16 protein-coding genes and 1 pseudogene are annotated in these 25030 nt (G+C 31.0%); 7 read left to right on the top strand and 10 right to left on the bottom strand.

Annotated elements, in window-relative coordinates; genetic code table 11:
* Positions 1-28 precede the first annotated feature (28 nt).
* Positions 29-4207, bottom strand: coding sequence for a hypothetical protein (locus EG348_RS13605; protein ID WP_123983566.1), 4179 nt, complete (start codon positions 4205-4207; stop codon positions 29-31).
* 675 nt (positions 4208-4882) lie between these two features.
* On the bottom strand, positions 4883-5218 hold the full coding sequence (locus EG348_RS13600) for a helix-turn-helix domain-containing protein (RefSeq protein ID WP_228414743.1): 336 nt from the start codon (positions 5216-5218) through the stop codon (positions 4883-4885).
* A 414-nt stretch (positions 5219-5632) separates the two neighbouring features.
* On the opposite strand from EG348_RS13600, the gene EG348_RS13595 reads away from it, so the two are divergent.
* Positions 5633-7225, top strand: a complete 1593-nt coding sequence (locus EG348_RS13595) for a helix-turn-helix domain-containing protein (RefSeq protein WP_123983565.1) — start codon at positions 5633-5635, stop codon at positions 7223-7225.
* A gap of 44 nt (positions 7226-7269) precedes the next feature.
* Here the strand turns inward: EG348_RS13595 and EG348_RS13590 are convergent, their stop codons facing one another.
* From EG348_RS13590 to EG348_RS13570, 5 genes are all read right to left on the bottom strand, one after another.
* Complete coding sequence (locus EG348_RS13590) at positions 7270-8214, bottom strand: helix-turn-helix transcriptional regulator (RefSeq protein ID WP_123983564.1); 945 nt, start codon at positions 8212-8214, stop codon at positions 7270-7272.
* 1158 nt (positions 8215-9372) lie between these two features.
* Positions 9373-10200: a hypothetical protein gene (locus EG348_RS13585; protein WP_228414742.1), complete on the bottom strand. Its 828-nt coding sequence runs from the start codon at positions 10198-10200 to the stop codon at positions 9373-9375.
* Positions 10201-10290: 90 nt separating this feature from the next.
* A complete protein-coding gene (locus EG348_RS13580) occupies positions 10291-11127 on the bottom strand; it encodes a hypothetical protein (protein ID WP_123983563.1) in 837 nt (278 codons plus the stop codon).
* Between the two features lie 8 nt (positions 11128-11135).
* Positions 11136-11930: a hypothetical protein gene (locus EG348_RS13575; protein ID WP_228414741.1), complete on the bottom strand. Its 795-nt coding sequence runs from the start codon at positions 11928-11930 to the stop codon at positions 11136-11138.
* Between the two features lie 74 nt (positions 11931-12004).
* A complete protein-coding gene (locus tag EG348_RS13570; protein ID WP_123983562.1) occupies positions 12005-12832 on the bottom strand; it encodes a hypothetical protein in 828 nt (275 codons plus the stop codon).
* Between the two features lie 937 nt (positions 12833-13769).
* Here EG348_RS13570 and EG348_RS13565 point away from each other — a divergent pair.
* Positions 13770-15125 (top strand): annotated as a pseudogene (locus tag EG348_RS13565) (IS3 family transposase).
* Between the two features lie 269 nt (positions 15126-15394).
* Here the strand turns inward: EG348_RS13565 and EG348_RS13560 are convergent.
* Positions 15395-16333 carry a helix-turn-helix transcriptional regulator gene (locus tag EG348_RS13560; protein WP_123983561.1) on the bottom strand — a complete coding sequence of 313 codons (939 nt, stop codon included), beginning with the start codon at positions 16331-16333 and terminating at the stop codon, positions 15395-15397.
* A 1181-nt stretch (positions 16334-17514) separates the two neighbouring features.
* On the opposite strand from EG348_RS13560, the gene EG348_RS13555 reads away from it, so the two are divergent.
* The 5 genes from EG348_RS13555 (at position 17515) to EG348_RS13535 (ending at position 23293) form a co-directional block, all read left to right on the top strand.
* Positions 17515-19140 (top strand): helix-turn-helix domain-containing protein, encoded by a 1626-nt coding sequence (locus EG348_RS13555; protein WP_123983560.1) that lies wholly within the window; start codon positions 17515-17517, stop codon positions 19138-19140.
* A gap of 1102 nt (positions 19141-20242) precedes the next feature.
* Positions 20243-21058, top strand: a complete 816-nt coding sequence (locus tag EG348_RS13550; protein WP_123983559.1) for a hypothetical protein — start codon at positions 20243-20245, stop codon at positions 21056-21058.
* Between the two features lie 18 nt (positions 21059-21076).
* On the top strand, positions 21077-21982 hold the full coding sequence (locus EG348_RS13545) for a hypothetical protein (RefSeq protein ID WP_123983558.1): 906 nt from the start codon (positions 21077-21079) through the stop codon (positions 21980-21982).
* Positions 21983-22001: 19 nt separating this feature from the next.
* On the top strand, positions 22002-22802 hold the full coding sequence (locus EG348_RS13540) for a hypothetical protein (protein ID WP_123983557.1): 801 nt from the start codon (positions 22002-22004) through the stop codon (positions 22800-22802).
* A 50-nt stretch (positions 22803-22852) separates the two neighbouring features.
* Positions 22853-23293, top strand: coding sequence for a helix-turn-helix domain-containing protein (locus EG348_RS13535; RefSeq protein ID WP_123983556.1), 441 nt, complete (start codon positions 22853-22855; stop codon positions 23291-23293).
* 63 nt (positions 23294-23356) lie between these two features.
* Here EG348_RS13535 and EG348_RS13530 read toward each other — a convergent pair whose 3' ends face one another.
* Together EG348_RS13530 and EG348_RS13525 are read right to left on the bottom strand one after the other, a co-directional pair.
* On the bottom strand, positions 23357-24022 hold the full coding sequence (locus tag EG348_RS13530; RefSeq protein WP_164463296.1) for a polysaccharide deacetylase family protein: 666 nt from the start codon (positions 24020-24022) through the stop codon (positions 23357-23359).
* 106 nt (positions 24023-24128) lie between these two features.
* Entirely contained in the window at positions 24129-24884 is a 756-nt protein-coding gene (locus EG348_RS13525) for a glycosyltransferase family 2 protein (RefSeq protein ID WP_123983554.1), read from the bottom strand.
* Between the last annotated feature and the right edge of the window lie 146 nt (positions 24885-25030).

Below are 25030 nucleotides of genomic sequence, written 5' to 3'. Positions count from 1 at the left end.
TTTATAGTAAAGTTCTTAAAAATTATTATTAATCTGGGCAAGTTTGTGTATTGATACAAGACCAAGCGAATGTAGTTCCTCCATCCTGAGAAGTATACATTTTCAAACATTTGTTAGTGGTATCATAAACCAGCATTCCTTCGACAAAATCAGCTTCAGGAATTCCAACTGGATTTCCCGAAGCATTAAAGGATAGTCTATTTACAACAAAACCTTTTGTTCTTGCCTCCAGAACCAGCCACGCTCCCTTACGTACAGCAGGCCAATTATCAGCATTTTGACTTCCGACTCTTGTTAAGGAACTAATTCCTATCTTACTGATTAATGCCGGATTTTCTGATGTAACAATAGCTCCCGGCTTGTAGCAAATCGTATTTTCAACTGTTGCAAATGTGATATAACGTTTCTCATTTTCTGTATCGAAATCATGGTTAAAAACCCATTTTCCTGTAATTTTTGTGCCCTGTACCAATATCCTATTAGCTGTAAAACCAGCATCATCCGCAATGACCATATATACTGAGCTAGGATTATAGAACTGACTTTCATAAGCTGAAAGATTTGCCTGGATAAATATATTTTCTGTGGTGCCAGTTCTTTGGAATAGCCATTTTCTCTGGATGATTTTAGCACTCCCATTTCCAAAATTAATGGTCTGCATAGGAATACTAACCACATTGTTGTCTCCAGCAATTAAAAATTCTTGGTCATCTGAAATAGTAGTTCTGGACGCTGCAATATTTTCTAAAGCAAAATCATTATCGGTAGCCATTGTGAGGATCGTTCCATTGTTTACACTGTTTGATACTTTTTGGTGCAGTGCCGAAATATCATCACGTCCGATTCCGAAGATGTTGTTATTAAATGTGGCATTGGCAGTACCGTCCCAAACCATTGCTTCTGTAGATGATAAATAATGGTTTGTAGCCACACGTCCTAAAGTAATACCGTACTTGATGGCCATGTAAGAATCTACTCTTCTTCGTTCTGTTTCGGTAAGGTTTCCTGACCCATAAATAATAGTTTCTCCTAAATTACCTATAAAACCTTGGTTGTCACTTCCATTACCAGAAAATTGTGAATTCCCAAACAAATGTCCACCATTTAAATTTTTAACACCAGTTCCACTGTGAGTTGTGGTTGCAAAATTCGAAGCACCATTGAGCGCCTTTGATGTTGTAAGCGTTGTAAATGTGTGATACATAATACTTGGTATACTTGCAGAGAATGCTCCTGCCGGTATCCCATAATAATCTGTATTACCTCCCACATTTGACAATCTTTCAATACGGTTATCCATTAAAATACCTAAACCATCCCATCTTCGTATACCACCTGTAAGAAGTGAATTATCCACCAAAGATCTGAATATGCTAGGATGATTTCCTCCACTACTCATACCTTCTTTAGTAAAGGTAAACACATCATAAGAATCATCAAAAAACGTTCTTACTCCCAAAGTACCCAAAGTTTGGGTTCCTGCTGTAAAATTAATCCCTGGATTAAAATTAAAATAATTGACAGCTCCAACTGAATATTTTGGAAGCGGGTTTGTACCTAATTGAATAGACACTTTTCCGGAGAAAAAATCTTTCCAAGAAGTGACGTCTGTTCCACCTCCCGTATTTACGGCATCTTTATCTGCTCTGTACCAATAATTCAGTCCTCTAACTACTCCTCCAGGTGCATGAGCATACCCTGCAAATGTGAAATAATCTTTGTCATTAAAAGTCACAGTAGCTGTATTGTACTCTACTCCGTTGATGGTTACAGTACCGACCATCGGGATAAACTCATCAGATGTATCAAATAAGGTATCAGAAGAACGAACCAAATGTAAGTTTAAGATCTCTTTTGGCCATGCTACAATTACTGTTCCTGTATTTTCTGTATTCTGAACCTTCCAGAAAGATTCAAATCTATAATTGACTTTTCCTCCTGGAGCAGAAGAATAGGGTAAAGAGACTGCTAATGACTGCTTCATCCCATTATCCCCCACTACAAGGAACTGTCCATCAGTAAGAATATTTGTATTGGTTGAATTCATGTTAAATAAAGAAGTGCCTGCTCCAATAATTAATTTCTGATCTGAATTAGCACTTTTTGACTGTTTTTGAAGCAATGTTGAATCATCATCACGGGCAATTCCAAATACATTATTATGATAAGCCGCATTCCCTGCACCATTCCAAACTGTTGTACTTGCCGAAGAAAGATAATTAAATGTTCCTGTATTCGTCCCCCCTGTGCGTAAAGTAAGACCATACTTAATACCTAAATAACTATTAACCCTTTGATTTTCATTTCCTGATTTAGGGCTTGTGTACGCAATTACTTCTGGAACTAAACCTCTCCATGGTTGATTGGGTGTATTAATAAAATCATTTCCTACAAGAAAATTCCCAGCCGGAGAAGCTTGATTTCCACCTGACCTTGCAGTAAAACCATTCAATTCAATACGAGCTGTTCCCGCAACATTATGCTGCCAATGTCCAGACATCAGATAAGATTTTGACATATCAATTGCAGGGTTTGCAGAAGATCCATATAAACTGGTATACATCATAAATGTAGCGTTAGGATAAGCTCCAAAATGAGGATTGTCTCCAGCATTTCCTATTCCGATAAGTGTATTAGCTCCAGAATCAGTTTCAAGTGATGCCACTGAATACAAAGATATACTGTTATTACCCCCTTGATTAGCGACTTGATTATTACCCATTACTTTACTGTCGAAATTAACAGCAGGATTAAAGTTGAATTTTGCTCCTGTAGTTAACAAAGTTGGCTGTAACGTAGTGCTGTTTTGGGTAAGATGGTAGTTATTACCTGATTTATCCGACCATAGAGATGGTGTAAAGCCTTCATCTGCTTTTACCCATAATCCAAGGTCTGCAGTTACTCCTCCCGGACCTCTACCATAGCCTGCAAATGTAAAATAATCTCCATCAGTAAAAGTTACAGTAGCTGTATTGTATTCAACTCCACTGATGGTCACTGTACCCGCCATCGGAATAAATTCATCAGATGTATCAAACAATGCATCGGAAGAACGTACCAGATGTAAATTGGAAATCTCTTTTGGCCATGCTACAATTACAGTTCCCGTATTTCCTGTATTCTGAACTTTCCATACAGCTGAAAATCTATAATTGACTTTTCCTCCTGGAGCAGAAGTATATGGTAAGGAGACTGCTAATGATTGCTTCATCCCATTATCTCCGACAACAAGAAACTGTCCGTCTGTTAGATTATTTGTATTGGTTGAATTCATGCTAAATAAAGATGTACCCGCTCCAATGATCAATTTTTGATCCTGATTGACACTCTTGGATTGCTTCTGATGTAAGGCACTTGCATTATCCCTCGCAATTCCAAATACATTATTATGATAAGCCGCATTCCCTGCACCATTCCAAACTGTCGTACTTGCCGAAGAAAGATAATTAAATGTTCCTGTATTTGTCCCCCCTGTGCGTAAAGTAAGACCATACTTAATACCTAAATAACTATTAACCCTTTGATTTTCATTTCCTGATTTAGGGCTTGTGTACGCAATTACTTCTGGAACTAAACCTCTCCATGGTTGATTGGGTGTATTAATAAAATCATTTCCTACAAGAAAATTCCCAGCCGGAGAAGCTTGATTTCCACCTGACCTTGCAGTAAAACCATTCAATTCAATACGAGCTGTTCCCGCAACATTATGCTGCCAATGTCCAGACATCAGATAAGATTTTGACATATCAATTGCAGGGTTTGCAGAAGATCCATATAAACTGGTATACATCATAAATGTAGCGTTAGGATAAGCTCCAAAATGAGGATTGTCTCCAGCATTTCCTATTCCGATAAGTGTATTAGCTCCAGAATCAGTTTCAAGTGATGCCACTGAATACAAAGATATACTGTTATTACCCCCTTGATTAGCGACTTGATTATTACCCATTACTTTACTGTCGAAATTAACAGCAGGATTAAAGTTGAATTTTGCTCCTGTAGTTAACAAAGTTGGCTGTAACGTAGTGCTGTTTTGGGTAAGATGGTAGTTATTACCTGATTTATCCGACCATAGAGATGGTGTAAAGCCTTCATCTGCTTTTACCCATAATCCTAAATCTGTAGTTACCCCTCCTGGAGATTGCCCATATACAGATATGGAACAAACTGTTGCCGAGACAACAAGAAATAATTTAATTTTTTTCATTTGTTTTTGTTTGTTTTCATAAACTATCAAAATTTAATTGATAGTTTACCATTTACATTATCACAAAATATTAGGTGATAACAGTTAAAATTTAGTAATATTACATCTATATTTTTTGCAATATTCTCATCTACAAAACTATATCCATATATTGCTCCCATTATATGCAGTACACGGATAATTTCAATTTTTTATCAATTCAAAAAAGCGACTTAAAAATCAATACGAATAGCAACTTGTGCTTTAAATATAACTTAGAGAAGAAAATAACGATACTTAAAACAAAATAGAAATAATAATTCCATCTTTACTATCCATTGTATTATGTAATAGCATATACATTATTAAGTACTTAAACTACCCCTGTTAATATAGAATCATATTTTGGTAATATCTTTACTTGAAAACTTTAGCCTCAAATTATCCATATAAAAAAAAACATCTGTCTATTTTATAATTTCATGCAAAATTCAATAATTAATTATGAATTACAAAAAGATTGATGTAACATTTTCCGAAAATACAACTGCAAGACACACGACCCAAAGCGGCATGAATAAACATTTATTTATAATTTAATACACAATATAAGCAAATACAGAAAATATAAAAGTTATAATTAAATGAGGTATAATTTTAATATAATTTAATATATTTTTTTTTCTTCAATTAAAATTACACTGTTATAATAAATTTTTTTTTCCATTTTGCAACAGTATTCCTACTTAAATTAAAATGCTCTGCCAATTGAGAATTATTTATCTTATTAATTTTCTGATATTCTAATATCTGATAAATTGCAGATTTATTATACGATCTATGTTGTTGATTGAATTTAAGAGTATCTTCGGTACCCATTTTTGAAAGTAGAGTGCTAAATTCCATTACATCAAGTGTGGACAATTTTGTTTTTGAAAGCAAATGCTTGAATAGATGGGTTTTTTCTGGATATTTTATACTAATAAGATCACAGTAGATTTTTTTGTAATCTGGAGGATTATTTTTCATCATGTATTTGTATTATCATTTATCAAATTTTATTTTTGATTTGTTTCTTTCCTTTTTTAGGAGATTTAATTTATATACTACATAAGTTATTTTCTTATTCTTCTCTAGATGATTTAGGTACTATTAAATGCAAATGCAATTTTAAAGTTTTATTTATAACAAAAAAAATATTTTTTGTTATAAGTTCGGAATATCTCACACGAAATTATCGTCACTCATATATACTTACGGCTTTATCTAACTGATATAGCAAAATAATCGAAACATAGGGTTTTTATTAACTCCTTTTTACGTAGTAAATGTACTCAAGTCGCTAAATAAAAACGATAACATGCCATAATTTAATTGGCCACAGATAATTTATTAGGAAAAGAACACTTAAATTTGCAAATAACTTAATGATCAAAAAAACTCAAAATGAAATTTATTCTATTGCTATTTTTTATTTTTCCGTGCATTTTAAGTGCTCAAATAATCACTAGCATTAATAGTGATATTAAAAAAGCGAGAGAACTTTCGCAAACTAACCCCAAAAAATCACTTGAACTATCTGAAAATACATATCGCCTTTCGAAAGACATCAATTATACGAAGGGCGTTTTAGAAAGTGGTAATATTTTAATGGCTAAATATTATGACTTAGGAAATTATAAAAAAGTGATAGAATTAGGAAAAGCTACCGAAGGTCTTTCAATAGAAGAAGAAAATAATGAGATATTGGCAAATACTTATAGATTAAGAGCATCCTCTTATACTGAATTAGGTTTTAATGATGAAAGCTACAAAGAATTTAGTAAAGCATTGAAAATCACAGATAAGATAAAATCAAAAAATAGTAAGTATTATTTGAAATCCCTTATATACATCGGATTAGCTAGTCACTCTGCTCATATAAATTTACCTGTTGATTCTGTTGTATATTATCAAAAAAAAAGTCTTGAAACTATTATTAAGGTAGATTCAAATAAAGATTTTGTGAATAAAAAAAATCATACACTAGCTCTTACATATATCAATCTAGGAAAGACAAGCAATGCAAAGCAAAATATAAAGGAGGCTGAATCTTTTTTTTCAAAGGCACTTATTATATGTCAAAAAGATGATCTTAACAAGAATCTTGAAATTATAGTGTTTAATGAATTTGCGTGGCTGTATTATGATCAAAAAAAATATAATGAGTCTAAAAAGTATGCTAAACAGGCAGAAAATTTAGAAAAACATATAAGTATACCTTACATTCGCAGGGATATATATGAGGTCATTTTTAAATCCTGTGTAGAATTGGGTGAAAAAGAAAGTTCAAGAAAGTATATGAACCTTTATACTAAGCTCAATGACAGTCTTGTCAACGCAGAAAAAAAAACCATAAATACTCCCGTAAATCAAATTATTGAAAAGCAACAAAAAGTACATATTAACAATGTCCACAGTATTTTCATTTTTATATTTATCATTAGTCTTTTTCTGATAGGAATTTTTTTTTATTTCTGGAAACAAAATCAGAATAAACTTCACGCAAAGTATAAGGAAATTATAAAAAATATAAAAAAAACGGATAATTTAAATAAAGAAGTTATAGATAATACTAAACAAAATATAGTAAGTATTGACAAAACAATTAATATAACTGATGAGACGATTAAAACTATACTAATAAAACTGAATAAGTTTGAAAAATCTCAAAAATACCTAAAAAAAGATCTAAGCCTCACCTCTCTTGCCAATGATCTAAATACCAATACCCGATCCTTATCTGAAATTATCAAACGATATAAAGAAAAGAGTTATAACAGCTATATTAATAGTTTAAGAATCAACTATATTATAAATATACTTTGTGATAATCCGATTTATAGGGAATATAAAATAAGTTATCTAGCCGATGTCTCAGGCTTTTCATCGAGAGAAGTTTTTGCCGTTGTTTTTAAGAAGGAAGCCGGTGTCAGCCCTTCTTATTTTATCAATAATTTAAAAAAGGATCAACTCCTAACATCTTCATCAGCTAACTAACTAGCTTTTAATTTTAACCGACACTATATCAAATTACTTTAGTTTTAAAAAGCTTGTATGATGTATAAATTAAGATCAGCGTCCGATGGCAAATTAAATTTTTTCCGAATCCTGTATTTTTTATTTTCAACAGCACGTACAGTTGTGTTTGTAGCTTGTGCTATTTCTTTTGTACTTAAATTTAGTTTTAGTAAAGCACAAATTTCTAGTTCTGAAGAAATGAGATTAGGGCAGGTTTTTAAAATATTTTCAAAATATACAGGAAATTCAGATTTGAAATAGGTTATAAATAATGAATTTCGACTCATTGCTAGCTCATATAGTCCATCTGAAAAGTTTAATCTATCTGTTTTTTTTATTAAATCATGTAGTTTTTCTTTCTCTATATAATATTTTATGATCATTTGCTCTTTTCGATAAATAAAATACATACCTACAAAAGTGCAAAAACAGATTTCCATCGCTTTATATACCCTTATATACCATTGTTCTTGAGGTGAAAGATTCTGGTGAATAGATGCAAATACAGAATAGTCAGTAATAATACTTAGTAAAAAATAAAAAATAAACAGCCCTACCAGGGTTATTATGATATACTTATCTTTATTGTAATCAAAAAAAAATGCTATAGCTATGCTTAAAGATATGTAAGACAAGTAGTTCATAGCAGCTTTGCCGCTTGCAATATCACAATAGAAAACCACCCCTCCTAAAAGAAGAAACAATAAAAATAATAAATATCTGTTAAACCGAATTTTATCTGGCCATAGTAGAGTACATAACATAAAAAGCCCCATACCGAAGAAAATTCCTGCATAAATACGCTCGTCGAGAAAAAATACATTAAGGATAACATTACATACCAGAATAAATACAAGAACCAAAGTATAGATGTCAAAAAATAGACTTTTTTCATACTCTATTTCGTCTTTATCTAACTTTTTTTTTTTGAATATTTCTGATATAAATGAAGATAGTTTTTTAACCATTCTCTATTTATTTTTCAGCTTGATCTTACAAATTATCTTTTAACTAAAAATTAATACTATATAGGTTCATTTGTCTACATTAAACATTTATTTGTATCAGTAATGCATATTCTTATTTTCTCGCCATTCCATCTTATAAACATCTATTTTGTATATCCTTCACTTTTGTTTATTTCATGATCAGATTCCCTTTAGTTCAATATTAATTACAATAAAAAAGGACTATATGGTTAAGGACTACTGCAATTTTTTGGGATTCTTTTCGAAAATAAACGGCTATCTTATTGCCTATTCCAAAGTTGATTATTTACCTTCTTTAAAATTCAAGCCTTTCAACATAACATTGATATATGAAGTTAATTCCAACATAATACTTATGCGAAGATACGATAAACCAACTTTAAATTAATATAAAAGAAAAGCAATAGTCAACATTTATAGTGGAGGGATTATAAAATGCTGACTAAATGTTGCTTTCCATAAATTCAAAAAACTTATAAACAATATTAGTAATTATTTTTATTTGGGAGAAATAGAATATGTAACATTTACGGAATATCTCACTATTTTATTCGAAAATATCAGAATTTTTTAGTGCGTTTTGACTTAGAAAAACGGCTCTTGTCAGTCCACGAATCGATGATGTGAGAATATTGTTTTTTTGACCATTCATAAGGAACTTCAAGAGTAAAACTCCAATTATTTTTCTGAAAATTTCAAGATAATTATAAAATATAAATGTATTTTTTTCAACTCACTTCACATTTCAAAGTACTTTGAAATAATTTATTTTAGTAATTAAATAAAATCATACATTTATTAAAAAAGCTAACACAATTACTATTATCTTATTTGGAATAGCTTTCTTATGCTTAGCTTTAAAAGTTGTTACGCAATCATTTGAAAAAAAGATTCCCATCTAAGTCTTCAAAATATTTTGATTAAACCTTTTTTCGTTCTGCTACCTTTAGGCCTTTAATTTTTTGCTAATGGTACCTTATTAATAATTCAATTAATATTTTCTAGTTAAAAGGCAAAAAATATAAAATATTTCAAATGATTGACAAATTTAAAATTATATTTAAGGTCTTTATCACTTAGGATAAAAAACCTTGCTTAATGCTATTAATATTATAATTTGCTTCGATAAATATTTTTTTATTGTTCGACAATGGTCAAAACATTATAACCACCTGTATTGAGGAGTGAACGCTTATCTGAATCCCATGCAACATTTATCCATATAAATGGTTTTAATTTATCTCCTGCATTCAAATATACACTTACTGTGCATGCAGACCCTGCAACAACGGTATTTGGAGAATTACCAGTCTCTTGCGAATAACCATTGTTAGTTTTAACTCTTTGAATTATAGAATCAGCTGCGTTTCGAACTTCCCATATTGCTTCTGTCTGATTTTGTCCAGAGTTTGTGTTAATTTGATTAGGAGCCAAGGCGAATGTAAAAGTAGCAAAATAGACACCCGATCGTGGTGCAATAAAAGTTCCTGTGTCAGGATTGAAGTTACTTCTAGGCTGACCAGAATCTGAATCTAGTTTTTCATTCCAAGAAGTAAGATATGTAGCCGATTTACCAGGAATTCCGTCTGTATAGTCTCCTACAGGCCAAAGACCTTGCTCAAAGACAGTACAATTATTATTTGTTTTTTCTGCCATAACAACAATTCGTGGTTTCCCGTATGGAAGAATAGGTATCCAAACAGATCCATCAGAATATTCTACAAAGCCCTGCACGCCAATTGCTGGATTTGGATTATATCGTATGGCACCTGCTCCAGCTTCATTAGCTGACTGATTTGTCATTCCTATTGCCATAGAGCCATTAGTTCCATTTCTAAGATCAATTGCTAATTTAGGAGCAGCTACTCCTACTCCAATTCTACCAATTTTGTCAATGATAAATTTTTCATTTGCGTCCACTTCTACTGCATTTGCTGTATTCGAATTTGGGCTGCCTATGCTCATCTGAGAATAGATCTTATTGGGTAGAAACACTATCAATGTCCATGTCAAAAGCCAGATATTATTTTTCTTTAATCTCATTTTTTCCATATTTTATAGTTCATAAATGCTAATACTATTATTGGTTCCATTATTTTCAGTACTTGTATACCTATTACCTCCAAAATTATGAAAGACCTTAAATTGAATAGTACTTCCAGCAGATAAATTAAAAATAGCTGTACAATTACCACCTACGATATTATTAACTGTAGAAATATTCCAAGCAGGATATGAATTTACACTTCTGTAGGTAGTAATATTATCAGTAAGTTCATTACTTTCAATAATAGTTTCAATTCTAGAATTCTGTGCAATATTTGCTACCGCTAATGTAACATTGAAAGAAACAATATAAAATCCAGGCCGTGGCGCAGTAAAAATCCCTGAAATATGATCAAAATTAGACTGATCATCCATAACCTCCTTCCAATCAACGACTTGTATTGTATTATTATTAATAAGTGATTGAGTTGAATTTTTATTAGCCAATACCAATACTTTTGGAGGGAGTGTCATCGGCAAATCATGCCAACCTACTCCATCCGAATACTGTATAATATTTCCAGAACTATATCTTATAGCTCCAATTCCAGCTACTGATGCTGTTTGTATATTTGTCCCCAATCCTATAATACCTTTCTGATCGCTAGAACGAACATCTACTTTGGTTCTAGGATTTATTACTCCAATTCCTAATTTACCGTCATTTGTCACAACAACATCATTTAATAATTGTAATATAGTTGGTGTATTACTATTATCATTAGCCCCATCTATATGTAAAGGATGTGACGGATTTTGGGTTAAAACTCCGGTTTGTGAATTTATTTTTATAAAAGTAATAATGAGGATAAAAAAAATAAGTCTAAATAAAATTGTATGTTGCATGGTAATTTTTAGTGTTCAATTATTGTAAGGTTATTAAAGCCAGCATCCGGATTTGCCCAATCAGAATTTACCCGTAAAGCTCTTGCACTAGGACCTGCAATATTTTGATATAATTGAGGCCTGACAGTTTGGTTAATTGATAACTTCAAGGTAATATTTGCAGAGCCTCCAACTTGAGCATCTTCATTACTAAGCGCAAAAGTTTTAAATGACCGAGCTAAGATACCATTTGTAGAAGGACTATAAAATTGACTGATAACCATTGAAGAATTTTCCACAGAACCCGAAACAAAGTTATAGGTCATTAAAAATGTATAAACTCCCGTTCTTGGGGCAGTAAAAATTCCGGTCGATGAATCAAAGCTGTTTGAAAGATCCCTTACTTCATTCCAGCCTGTTATATTAACATCAGAGTTTCCAATTACGGAAAATGGTGTAATCATCCTCGCTACGACAACAGCTTTTGTAGGATTAACTAGTGTTGAGGTCCAAGTATTCCCGTCAGAAACCTGGATTTTCGCTAAAATGGGTTCATATCTTATTGCTCCCGCTCCCGCGTCACTGGCTGTCATTGTCGTTTGTCCCAATCCTATAGCATTTTGCGATTCTTCAGATCTTATATCTAATTTTACTATCGGATCTAATCTTCCTACTCCTACATAACCAGATTGTGTAACAATAATATCATTGCCTGCTTGTGTCGTAGTCGGAACAGCCTGATTATCTCTTGCACCATCGATATGTAAAGGACCTAGAGGATTGATAGTGTTAATACCCGTTTGAGAAAATAATACTCCATTCAACAAGCAACAAAATATTATTGTACTTTTTTTTATTTCTTTATATTTTTTTTTCATCATAAAAACTTATAAATAAATTAATTGGTGTTTTTTTTAGGTAGTAAAAATTCTATTTCTGTTAATTGTTCTTTCAGAGTTTCAATTTGTTTCTGTTGATTAATCACATGCAAATACAACTCCTCTATCTTTTCTAATTGCTGAATAGATAATTCTGATAAATTATAGCTATACCCTATATTGCTTTTTAATACATCTTTAATTGATGTGACACCAGGCAAATGCCTATTCTTCTTAATATATTCATCGATTTCTTTTAGTGATTTAAATTTGTACGCTTCGTTTATTTTAGATTTTCCATCAAAATAATCCTCGAAAACATAATCCGCATATTTACCTGTTGTTGTGTAAAAGGCTCCTGTTGCAGCCATATCACCTTTTACAGATAGTTTAGGAGTAATCATAATTCCATTGGATACAAATGGAATTATGGGTATTTGGGAACCTATTGATACATTTCCAGTTTGGTAAATATTTTGAGTATTATCTTTCGCAGGCTTTCCATCTGCTTGATTATACCATGGTTCATTATTATTACCCATTTTCATCCAGGCTAGACCATCAAAATAATAATACCCTTCGTCCGTTATACCTGCAGTTTTTATTGATGCAGCCCCTACTCCCGAGGTAGCATAAAGAATAGCTCCTTTTTGAGTTACATTGTAAAGTCCATCTCTTTCTTTTATTTCATCCCCTGTTAATCTCGGTGCAATAATTCCTTCAGGAAGTGTTGCTGAAATTCCCTTCATAACATCTAAAGTAGCTTTAGGGTGAACAGTGTTTACACCAACCTGAGCAGATACTAAGGAAGAAACCAAAATGGTTACTAAAAACATGTTTTTTTTCATTTTTTTGTATTTTAATAATATGTGATCTAAAATTTAACGCTTAATTTTAACGCTCTAGCTCACAAAAGTCTTTACTCAATTTAAATTCTCAGTAAAATGTCAGAGAATTCTATATAGATTACACTTTCATTTTTACCGATAAAAAAGCTTAATTACGGTTGTATTTTGACAAACTCAGAGAATTTTTCAAAGAGAGCCGGGGGAATTCCCCCAGCACTTTTAATGTAAGACATTTGTGTTTTTTTTCTTAAAGACAATTTATATTTTTGTATTCTAAGACGGTACAATAATAAACACTACTTCTCATAATCGTGAAAAAAAAAGCAATTATTTCTACTCTATTTAGTACTTACTACTACTCATAAATATACAATTAATTAATAACCATATAATTACAACATTTTCATATAAAATTTTTTCAACGAAATTTATATTTAAAATTAATGCAACTGATCTTAATAAAATCAATAAATCATTTTCGATGAAACTATTGTCATTTTGTGCTATATATATTCCGTCTATTCCAATATTTTTATTTACAGAATTACCTATTTTTATATTATTTTGATATATAAGTTATAACTACTACTATTTTTTTAACAAAAGCGATATGGATCATTGATACCAAATTTTGTTAATAGTAGGTTACTACTATTGCCATTTATACATTAGATTTAGCTTAAAGGACAGCAAATCAATGTCAAGATGCTATTACTATCAAAAAATAAGCTTTCGATTAAATAAACTCAAAATAACCCAGGACAAACAATCATTTTACAGACAGTGCTTTATACAGCCCAAAATTTTCTTCGTTATTATTAGCAATATAGAATCCTGACCGAAAAATCTTATATAAAAGTGTAAATCGTCAGCAAAAAAGTAGACATTAGATATTAAAAAGTTAAGGAGTGTTTTCATAAAAAGAGTAATTTTAATTATGGCAGCACCGAAAAAGAAAACGACAGAGAAATTCGTAAAAGATATGGCAGAACACCCGCAGAATATTCACTGCAGAGCAAAAGATTTTAATCGTGATGGAAGGTCTTCGAGCGGAGACCTCTGTAGCCGAACTTTGCAGGAACCATAACATTGCACAATCGCAGTTCTATGCTTGGAACAAGGAGTTTATGGAAGCAGGAAAGAAGCGTCTGAATGGAGATGTAGCTCGAGAAGCTACTAGTGATGAAGTATCAGATCTGAAGAAGGAAAACGCACGTTTGAAAGAGATCGTGGCTGATCTGGTTGTTCGTTATGACATTGTAAAAAAAAGTTTAGACAGGCTGGATTAATCGATAAATACAGAAAATATATGAGATTATCAGCCGCCGAGAAATACGAACTTATTCAAACTGTGACTACAAGTGAAGCCGGAGTAAAAAAAACGCTGGAAAGTTTTGGAATTGCCAGAAGCAGCTTTTACAAATGGTATCAAAGCTACCTCGAATACGGCTATGATGGCTTGGAAACTACGAAAAGGACAAACACAAGACAATGGAAAAGCATTCCTGAAAGACAGAAAGATTTGGTGGTAGAAATCGCTTTGGAACACACCGAATTGTCTGCAAGGGAACTAGCCTACAAAATTACCGATCAGCAAGGTGTTTTTATTTCAGAATCTAGTGTTTACCGTATTTTGAAGCAAAGAGACTTAATCCCGGCACCGAATCATTTTCTTCTTTCAGCAGCAAATGAGTTCAAAGACAAAACCGAATTTGTGCATCAAATGTGGCAGACAGATTTTACCTATTTCAACATCATTGGCTGGGGATGGTACTATCTAAGCACGATTTTGGACGATTACAGCCGCTACATCATTCACTGGGAGTTATGCGATTCAATGAAAGCTGAAGATGTGAAACGAACAGTGGATACAGCCATTAAAAAAGCGAAATTAAAGACCAAAGTCAAACCAAAACTGCTCTCAGATAATGGTTCCTGCTATGTCTCCAATGAGCTGAAAACCTATCTGAAGGAGGATTTAAAGATGAAACAAGTTCACGGAAAACCGATGCATCCACAGACCCAGGGCAAGATTGAACGTTATCACAGAACGATGAAAAATCTAGTGAAACTAAATCATTTTTATCATCCCGAGGAACTCATACAAGCACTGGAGAAGCTTGTAGAAAACTACAATAACAAGCGCTATCACGAGTTGATAAATAACCTCACTCCGGCAGATGTGTACTTCGGAAGATCAGAACAGATTTTGGAAAAAAGAAAGCAAACAAAAGCGGAATCCATCCGAAAAAGAAGACAAATATATAATCAACAAAAATTAGTAAGTTTATAAATCGAAAATCCTCATTAAGGATTTAAACTAAAATGTCTAAGTTGGTTTGAAGACGTACATTTAAAAGGAATATTGATTATGAAATAGAATGAAGCTTATAAATGGTCAAATGAAATTTCATGCGAACTATTAACTCAAAACTCATTTTTAATTTTAATCTAAAATCTACATTGCTTTAAGTTACTGTGCACTAAGGAAAATATTTTTGATAGTTCAAAATTATTTAATCACTTATTTAGACCAAATTTAATATTTTACCCAGTAGTCAATTAAAATTTATTTATAATGTACAAATTAAGATCTACTTCTGATGGCAGATTGAATTTTCTTCGAATTCTGTATTTTTTATTTTCAACAGCACGAACTGTTGTATTAGTAGCCATTGCTATTTCTTTTGTACTTAGATTAATTTTTATTAATGCACAAATTTCTAATTCAGAAGAAATTAGATTAGGATGAGTTTGCAAAATATTATTAAAATAATCAGGAAACTCAGATTTAAAATAAGTTATAAAAAGTGAATTTTTACTCATTGCTAATTCATACAATCCATCAGAATACTCTATTTTATCTGTTTTATTAATATAAACATTAAATTTTTCTTTTTCAATATAGTATTTGATAATCATCTTTTCTTTTCTATGAATAAAATACATTCCTACAAATGTACAGAAGGTAATCTCAAACGTCTTATAAATGCTAATATACCAGAGTTCAAGCGAAGAAAAGTCTTGTTTTAAATATAAAAATACTGTGTAATCTGTGATAATATTAATTAAAAAAAAAGATACATAGGAGCCAACAATTAAGAAAATAATATACTTATCTTTATTAAAGTCAAAAAAAAATGCGGTTGCTATACTAAGTGATATATACGACAAATAACTCATCGCTTCTTTTCCCGTTATAATATCACAGTAAAATATTGCAACACCTAAAGACAAAAACAAAAATATAAGCAAATGCCTATTGAATCTCACAGGATTTGGCCATATAAAAGTACTTAGCATAAAAAATCCTACTACAATAAAAACCACTGCATAAAAAGGTTTATATAAAAAAAACATATTCAATATGGCATTACACCATAAAATAAAAACAAAAACCAAAGTGTAAATATCGAAGAACAAGCTTTTTTCAAATTCGATTTCATCTTTTATCAGCCGTCTCTTACTTACGATGTATGTGTAAATATACTTTAATTTCATCTTTTTTGTGTTGGAAATAATATAGTAATGCTTAAAATATATCGAATAAGCATTACTTTGGGGTTGAACAAAATTTCACTTGACTTTTCAAACTAAGCCTAGAATTGGACATTGAGCTAATGAAGTATATGATAGAATTTTTATTTGTTTTATAGAAATTTATCACTAAACAGTGATAAATAACAGCCATTATCTGGTAAGAATCACTATATGTAGGATCTTAACTTCCTATTTAGATTAATCTTCAATACCAGTCCAATTAATCTAACTTATTCAAGTAATTTATCTCTTACTATTTATCACTAATATTGTCAAGGATTAGTATTTATTATGATATAATTATATCTACATAGATTCAATTTTAAATTGTATGCATAAAACGGAACACAATCAAAATAATAAGAAAACTGATATAACAAGTTAAAATGTAAATTACTAAAAATATAATCAGCGCCTTAAAATTGATCCTATATAAATTTATACTATGTTTATTAATGGAGATCGTACCCTATGACAGATTTTGGTAATTAAGGCACAGTACGCTTTCATAAGTGTACTTTTAATCATGATTGATTTTCCTATAGATAAAATGTATGCTTATACTTAAGTAATTGTACTGCTATTCCAGTATTTTATATTAGTTATTTCAAATTTTAACTTCACTTTTATAGAATCAATATATACTAATAAAGAAGTACAGTTGAATTTATTTTTCATATATCTTGTGTTTAATTATTATTAAATTTTAACCATCGTTTTTAGGTATGACAATATTAAATACATATTTTATGTATTGCCAGAAAAGCTGTACTCACACCTACTTGCCTATATACTTAATTATACTCAACAAAAATATCAAGCATGTTTTTATCTGTACAATTGATTAAACTTTTTTCAAATTACTTTTAAATTCTATATAAAGTAATTGGATAATTTGCTAACTAAAATAACTTCAATTAATAATAATACTACAATTCTTTTATTAAGATTTAAAATTATGTAAATCAAACAGATATATGAAAATAATATCACCTATATAATCCTCCTTAATTCAATAATACCACCAATTCTACAGTCACAAATTTCATCTTTATAAAAGGCAAATAATTTCTGAATTTATTACGCACGTTTTTAAAAATAACAATCAATAGCATAAAAATTGATTCAAAGACAAGAACAATATGGTAGCAAAAAAGATTATTTTTCTTTTAACATTTTTAATTTTCACGTATTTATATTCACAAGAAAAAAAAATAACAAACGAAGAAAAGAAAATTAACGAGTCAATCAGGACTTCAAGAAAATTAGCTAATACAGACTGTCAAAAGGCACTAGACCAATTACTCAAAAGTAATCATAAATCTGTTGCTTTGGCATATAAAAAAGGCGAAATGGACAGTAATAATTTATTAATGACTATTTATTACTGGAAGGGTGATTATAAAAAAGTACTGGAACTTAGCAAAAAAACACTAGAATTAGCCAAAAATTTTAACGACTATGAAATATTAGCCGATAGTTATAGATTAAAGGGATTGTCATATTCAGAATTAGGATTAAATTCTTATTCTTTATTAGAACTACATAAGGCACTTAACGATGCAAAAAAAATAAAAACTAACGATTCTAAATATTTCAAAACTTCAGTAATCTATAGTAACATTGCCAGATACCATAAAAATTTAGGTATGTATAAAGACTCAACTCGCTTTTACATAAAAAAAAGTGTTTCAGAAGTAAATAAAGTTGCAGATACGAGTAAGTATAATAATCAAAAATACCAAATTATTGCTTTTCAACAAATGAATTTGGGAGTAATATATTCCACAGAAAAGAATAATATCGTCGCCGAAAAATATTTTATCAAATCACTTAATATATATAAAAACAGTAGCAAAAATCATTGTCTTCCAAAAAACGAGGAAATAACTTTGTTAAGTGAAATGGGGAAATTTTATCTTTCTCAGAAAAGATATAAAAAAGCAATCGAATGTGCCAAAAAAGCGAAAGAAATAGAAAAAATTTATCCAATACCTTACATAAGAAAAGATATTTTAGAAACCTTACTTAAAGCATATGTGCGAATAAATGACATTCCTGCATCAAAAGAATTTTCAGAGGAATATATCAATCTTAACGATAGTTTAAAAAAAACTGGAAAAAAGTCGATAGAAGCGCTGATTAAACGGCTTCTCTCTGAGCAAGAAAATAGACATAAAAGTAATTTACTCTATATTTTAATCGTAAATTTTATAATGTTAATTCTAATATTTTTAGCTATAATATTTTGGAGAAGAAAAAAGAAACATTTATTTAAAAATGATGAAAACGTTGTAAAAATACTACCGGACAAGGATGAGATTCGTCTTCTTGATAATCAAATTACCGCTTCTCAAACTCTACATGTTCCTAACACATCTCGACATCTACAAAATGTAATAACAATATCTGAAAACACTATACAATCCATATTAGTTAAACTCGATAAATTTGAAAAATCTAAAAAATTTTTAAAAAATGAGATTAGCCTAAGCTCTTTATCAAATTCTTTACAAACAAATCCGAGATACCTCTCAGAGATAATTAAACATTATAAAGGAAAAACTTTTAATAACTATATAAACGGATTACGAATTCAGTATATAATCGATATTTTAAACGAAACACCTATATATCGAGAATATAAGATCAGTCATTTAGCAACGGTAGCAGGATTTTCCTCTAGAGAAGTATTTGCTATTATTTTCAAAAAAGAGACAGGGGTAAATCCTTCTTATTACATCAGTCAGCTTAAAAAAAATGAATAATAAGCTAGCCTTGTCACGATTTTTGAGATAAAAGTACTTATAGATATAATTGTAACCATGCTTTCAAAATCGAAGATTATCTCCCTTTCAATTAATGAAAGTTTAGCAGATATTACCGTCAGGAAAATAAACTAGCCCATTTTTGATATATATATTGCACATTTTTTGCAAATGATATTGGCTTTTTCTAATATTTAATTTATAATGTTAGCTTTATATCATTTTTTCATCATAAGGTGAAGAATATCAAAAACATGTATCTCACCAATTATCCCTCATTTTTATATAAAAAACACAACTGTATTTTTAATTAAATTTTGAAGGAAGCAAGTGAAATTGAAAGCTATTTTTGAGCTCGTCCCTAAGAAGATATTTATTTATTAATTTTAGTGATAGGTCTGAAATAAATTTAAACATACCGGACAACTAATCAGTTAAAGAACAGGCTCTACTCATGGCATGTACTTTATCATGACCCAGAGTGAAAGAGGCTAAAATTTTTAAAGTTATTAAGGATTAGGCATAATTTAATTGTATAATATAATAAGCAGCTTTTTATAAGTAATAATATGGTTTCTTTTATAAAAAAAATTAATTGTAAAATAGAATTGCTAATTTACTAAGGCACATTTATCATTCTCATCTAAAGATTAGACAAAATCAAATTTACTTTCTGCAAACGACTCTCTCTAATAAACATTAAATTAGGTATCATCAAACAAAGCTCGAGGTTAGATAATTTACATAGAGAAAAAAGTATTAACTCTTATGAACCTTAGATTTCAGCTTAAAAAAATTAGTATAAAAATGTATCTCAAAATTAGGGGCAAGTTCATTATAGATAAGCTATTTCTAAAGATATTACTTGTTAAAATTTCTGAATCTCTTACAGCTAACATTTTGATCAAGGAATTATTGCTCTTATCATTGCACTAATAAAATGTTGAAATCGAATTAGACTCAATCCCCTCAAATCAATTCCATAAAAATATTCTAAAAATATAAATGTCACCTAATTTAACCTAACATTAGGTTCCTGAAAAAAAATAGAGTTTAATTCAATTTCAACAAATTGTTCCTTGTAAACCAAACAGTAATTAATATGAAAAAACACTATTTTATTTCGCTCTTTGTTTTGGGAACTTTATGCCATGCTCAAATAGCTATTGCTCCCAATCCCGCCGATCACGAACCGCATCAGAATTCTATTCTGGATGTGAAATCTACCACACCGTCAAAAGCGGTGTTGATTCCCGTAGTTTCACAAATTACCAATGCGGCAGACCCCGATAATGATAACAATTTCAGAGGGGCAGTAACTTACAGTAAAGACAATGGTACAATTTATGAGCACGACGGCACCAATTGGTCGAGTATCTACAATTATGTTGTAGACGTTAGACCACAGTATTTTGCCCACTTTTCGCGTTCGGCTAATCTTAACCTTTCCTGTAACGGAGGTTTTCTTCCACCGTATGGTTGTACGGCTTCAGGAATTGTACAGCTTGCCAACAACGGAAGTGTAGATTTTCAGGGAAGTTCTATTAACCTTTCCTTAGCTTCAAATGTTGTAACTGTAAACGAAACAGATTTATACAGAATTACTTACAGAGCTTATGCAACTTTTAACGGACTGAATACGGATGAGATTCAATTAAGACTCCAAAAAGCCGCAGTTGCAACGCCTACAGCATTCTCGACAATTGATTACAAATCTTTTACAAGTGATAATGACAATCTGGGATATTCACCTGTCTTCAACGGATCGATAGTTTTGCAGGTAAATGCCGGAGAAAAATTTCGCTTGCAGGGTTTTATGCAATCCGGATTTTCACCTTTGGTGAATTCATCGACCAGCTTTCAGAACAACAATACGTATGGATCAGGTGAGCTGATTTTCGAAAAAATTGTTTTATAAATCATTAATTCTAAAATTATGTATCCTAAAATATACTTATCGGCTGTAGCTTTACTTTCTGCAACGTTTTTCAATGCACAGGTGATGATTTCCAAAACGGCTGGTTCTGCTCATCAAAATGCTTTGCTGGACATAAAAAATGCCACAAAAGGGGTGATTTTTACCCGTGCTGAAAATATTACAACTTTTCCGTTATTTAATAATACTCAGGAAGATTATTTTAATGATGAAGCGCCTCTGGAAGGTGCAATTCTTTACAATAAAGAAGATAAACAGTATTATAAATATGACGGAACAACCTGGATTCCTGCGCTTCAGCTTGGAGGTTGGTATAATCCTTTTTTAACGAGAAGAAAGGCAGATAATTCTAAAACATGGAATTGTGTAGGTGCACAGGTTCCTAATCCTTTTCCGCCGTTTACTCCGATAACGGTAAGCACGTGTAGTGTTTTAGCGTTTTTTGGAAGTAACAGTAAACAGACTATTTCTCTTTCTCCAACCACAAACAGGTCTCAATTATTAGTCAATAATCTGAATACAACAACGCCGACAAGTGGAAGCGATAATGTGATCCAAATACCGCAAGCCGGACTGTATCATATTTCCGGAGTTACAGGATTTGGAGGTTTTTCTCTAGGTTCTTTGGGTAAGGATGCTACTTTTTGGGTAAGTATTGATGTAAGTTATGACGGAGGAACAACCTGGTCTACACTGGCATTTGAAGAAACCAAACTCTACGGCGGAATCTTCATTGATCTTGGACAAGGAGGAAATAAAAGCGCAAGTGTTTCTGCTTCGGTTACGTTACCTGCAAATTCTAGAATAAGGCTTCAGGCAGCTGTAAATACGGATTCTGTGATCTCTACTTTTTCAAATTCAACAGATCATAGAGAAACCTTCGTTAATATTCAAAAATTAAGATAATCCCTTAAAAATAAAACACATGAAAAAATATTTAGCATTTATAGGTATGTTGGGATTTATGTTGGCAAATTCCCAGGTTGTGATTGGAGGTTCAACGCTTTCAAGTACGAATACTCAGCTGGAACTTCAAAATTCCGTACAAAAAGTATTGATTCTTCCCGTTGCAGAAAACGAAACTGTCTTACCAAAATACAACATTGCTCAACCCGATAAATACGATGACGATGCCACAATGGAAGCGATGTTGATGTACAATAAAGCGGAAAGTCTTACCAAAGTTTATGACGGAACAAAGTGGAAGCAGGCTTTTAACGCTAAAAATAAATCAACAACGTGGACAAGGGCGAGTATTAACAGTACAAATATGACGTGCCTTTCTACGTCTGATCTTTTCGGACAGCTTTTACAGCTTTGCAGTTCGGACAATCTGAAATTTTCTGTTCCTACAAATAGTTCACAGTTTTCTGATTATCTGTCTGTTGTAAGAAATTCTGAAACATTCAGAATAAGACAGAAGGGATTATACAGGGTTAATTTTAATGTGCTATTCAGTGGTTTTACGGCCGGATTTGATTTTAACGGAGCCAGAATTACAATTGTCGTTGTGGTGAATGGAGTAGAAAAGGCTTACATGTCCGGAATTGCATCTCCTTTTATCAATGTTGGAAATTATCTTGTTTCTACGGACGGTGTCTTATTTCTGGATGTTAATAATGACGTTACATTCCGTCTTGTTCTGGATGGTTCTTCGTGGTCTATAAGCAGTTACAATTTTGGAGGTTCAGCAGACAGCAGTGTAAGTATTGAAAGGATACTTTAAAACTGATCATATAATTTCATCAAAAATATAAATTTAAATATACAATATTCATGATTCTTGATTTAAAAAATATCCATATCGGAAACTTAATACGTGCACGTGTAACAGAAAAAGGATTTGATTCATTCCGTATTTGTAAGTTTTTAAAATGTACTGAATTAGAATGGAAATCAATACAGTCCCAAAGGACTCTGGACAGCGAAATTATTCTACGATTGAGTACCTTACTTGAATATGATTTTTTTAGAGTTTATTCTCAACACCTTATTTTATATGCTCCTCCGGCCAGTGCATCTTATAATACTACTTCAAACAAAAAATCCTCATTACCACATTATAGGAAAAATATTTACACAAAGGAAGTGGTAGATTTTGTTTTGGAACAAATTGAAAATGGTAATAAAACAAAATTACAGATTATAAATGAATACAGAATTCCAAAAACTACTTTGTATAAATGGATAAGCAAGTATAACCAGCAAGGAGAATAAAATAGAAATTCAAAAAGCATTTGATTATAAAAAACCACAACGCTTATTGTAATACTATTGGCGTTAAAAAAAATTGAGTTTCCCCAAGATAAGCTTTAATTTAAATTTTATTAAAGAGTCTTGCCCTTTTATATCAATACGACAAACTTCAAAAGGATTAGTTGTCTTTATACTGTTTACCTTATTACCTATTCTTACCGCAACATTAATCCCTAGCTTTTTTAGAATATTAAAAAAAATTTCTTTTTGATTTTTTTCTTTTATATATTTTCCATATGGATAAGCAAAAACACTACAGTAATTAATTTTCTCCTCATTTAAGATTTTCATATTCATTTTTAAATCATCTTCGGCTTGCTCCATGGTAAGTGTTCTGAAATCTTTATGAGAATGGCTATGAAGTCCAATTTCAAATAAATTTGAAGGCAGGCTTCGGAGTTCTTCAAATGTCATCATTATATTATTATCATATCCATGCTGTATAAAATGAGTAGATATAAAAAGCACTGCTTTAAGGTTATGCTTAGCTAATAAATCCGGTAGGTAGTCAAAGTTATTTTTATAACCGTCATCAAAAGTTATAATAACTTTTGATGTAATTGGGTGATGTATTTCACTAAAAAAAATAGAAGTATACTTTCTCTTATTTAAATATTTAAATTGTTTATCAAGATTACTTACCTCGACTGATAGGTCATCAAAAGAATTTTCATGTATATTATGATACATCAGAACTATCAATCTTTCATTAGGATATAATAGTAAATACAGCCGAAAATGAAAAGTAACAAATATGAAGATTGGTATAGATATGAAAAATAAATAAATCATGGAGCTAATTTTTAAACTTTTCGTATACTTTTAGATATTTCAAAAAAGTATAATAAGCCAGGGTCTTAGAACAATAATATCCTATTATACCATCTAAAAATCCCAACTTCAGAAAATAAGTTTTAATAAAAGTATATAGGGGGCTTACTATAATTTTAAATATACTGGGCTTTTTGCCATCTAATACCATTTTTTCTGCCATCATTTGAGAATACCTGTTTATTTTTTCTATGTGATGGTTAATATTTCTATATGTGTAATGATTAATTATTCCAGATAGTTTTCCTACCTCACTTTTCGTGATGAATTTTTCATGTACAATATCATTTGAATATTTACCAGCTCCTTTTCTGAACAATCGTTCTCTATAAACATCTCCCCACCCCCCGTAGCGGACAGAGCATCCAAGGAAGATATTATCTAATTTTATATTATAAACATCATATTGCGATACGGAACCATTGGTTACAATGTTCATAATCTCCTCTTTACATTTATCATCAGGTACCTCGTCAGCATCGAGAAATAGAATCCATTCTGCGGAACACAAACCAATTGCGTGGTTTTTTTGGCTGCCATAACCATCAAATTTTTTTTCAAAAAAACGGACATTTGGGTATTGTAGACAAATTTTTTTTGTTTGATCTGTAGAAAAGCTATCAACAATAATAATTTCATTGGCTAGTTGGTAAATTGAACTTAAAAAACGATCTAAGTTTTCAGATTCGTTATACACAATGGAAGCTACTGTAAGATTCATTTATTTTAATTAGATATGGTTAATGTTTTTCGAATCCGAGATATTGGCTCGTTATAGAATAATAGTTTAAAGATCTGTTAAATCATTCTATGATATACAATAAGCTTGTTTTAAACTAAGTATATTCTCAAGCTGTTGTTAGAGCT

Source organism: Chryseobacterium sp. G0201 (assembly GCF_003815655.1).
Classification (GTDB): Bacteria; Bacteroidota; Bacteroidia; order Flavobacteriales; family Weeksellaceae; genus Chryseobacterium.
This window is presented reverse-complemented; position numbering and strand designations above follow the sequence as displayed.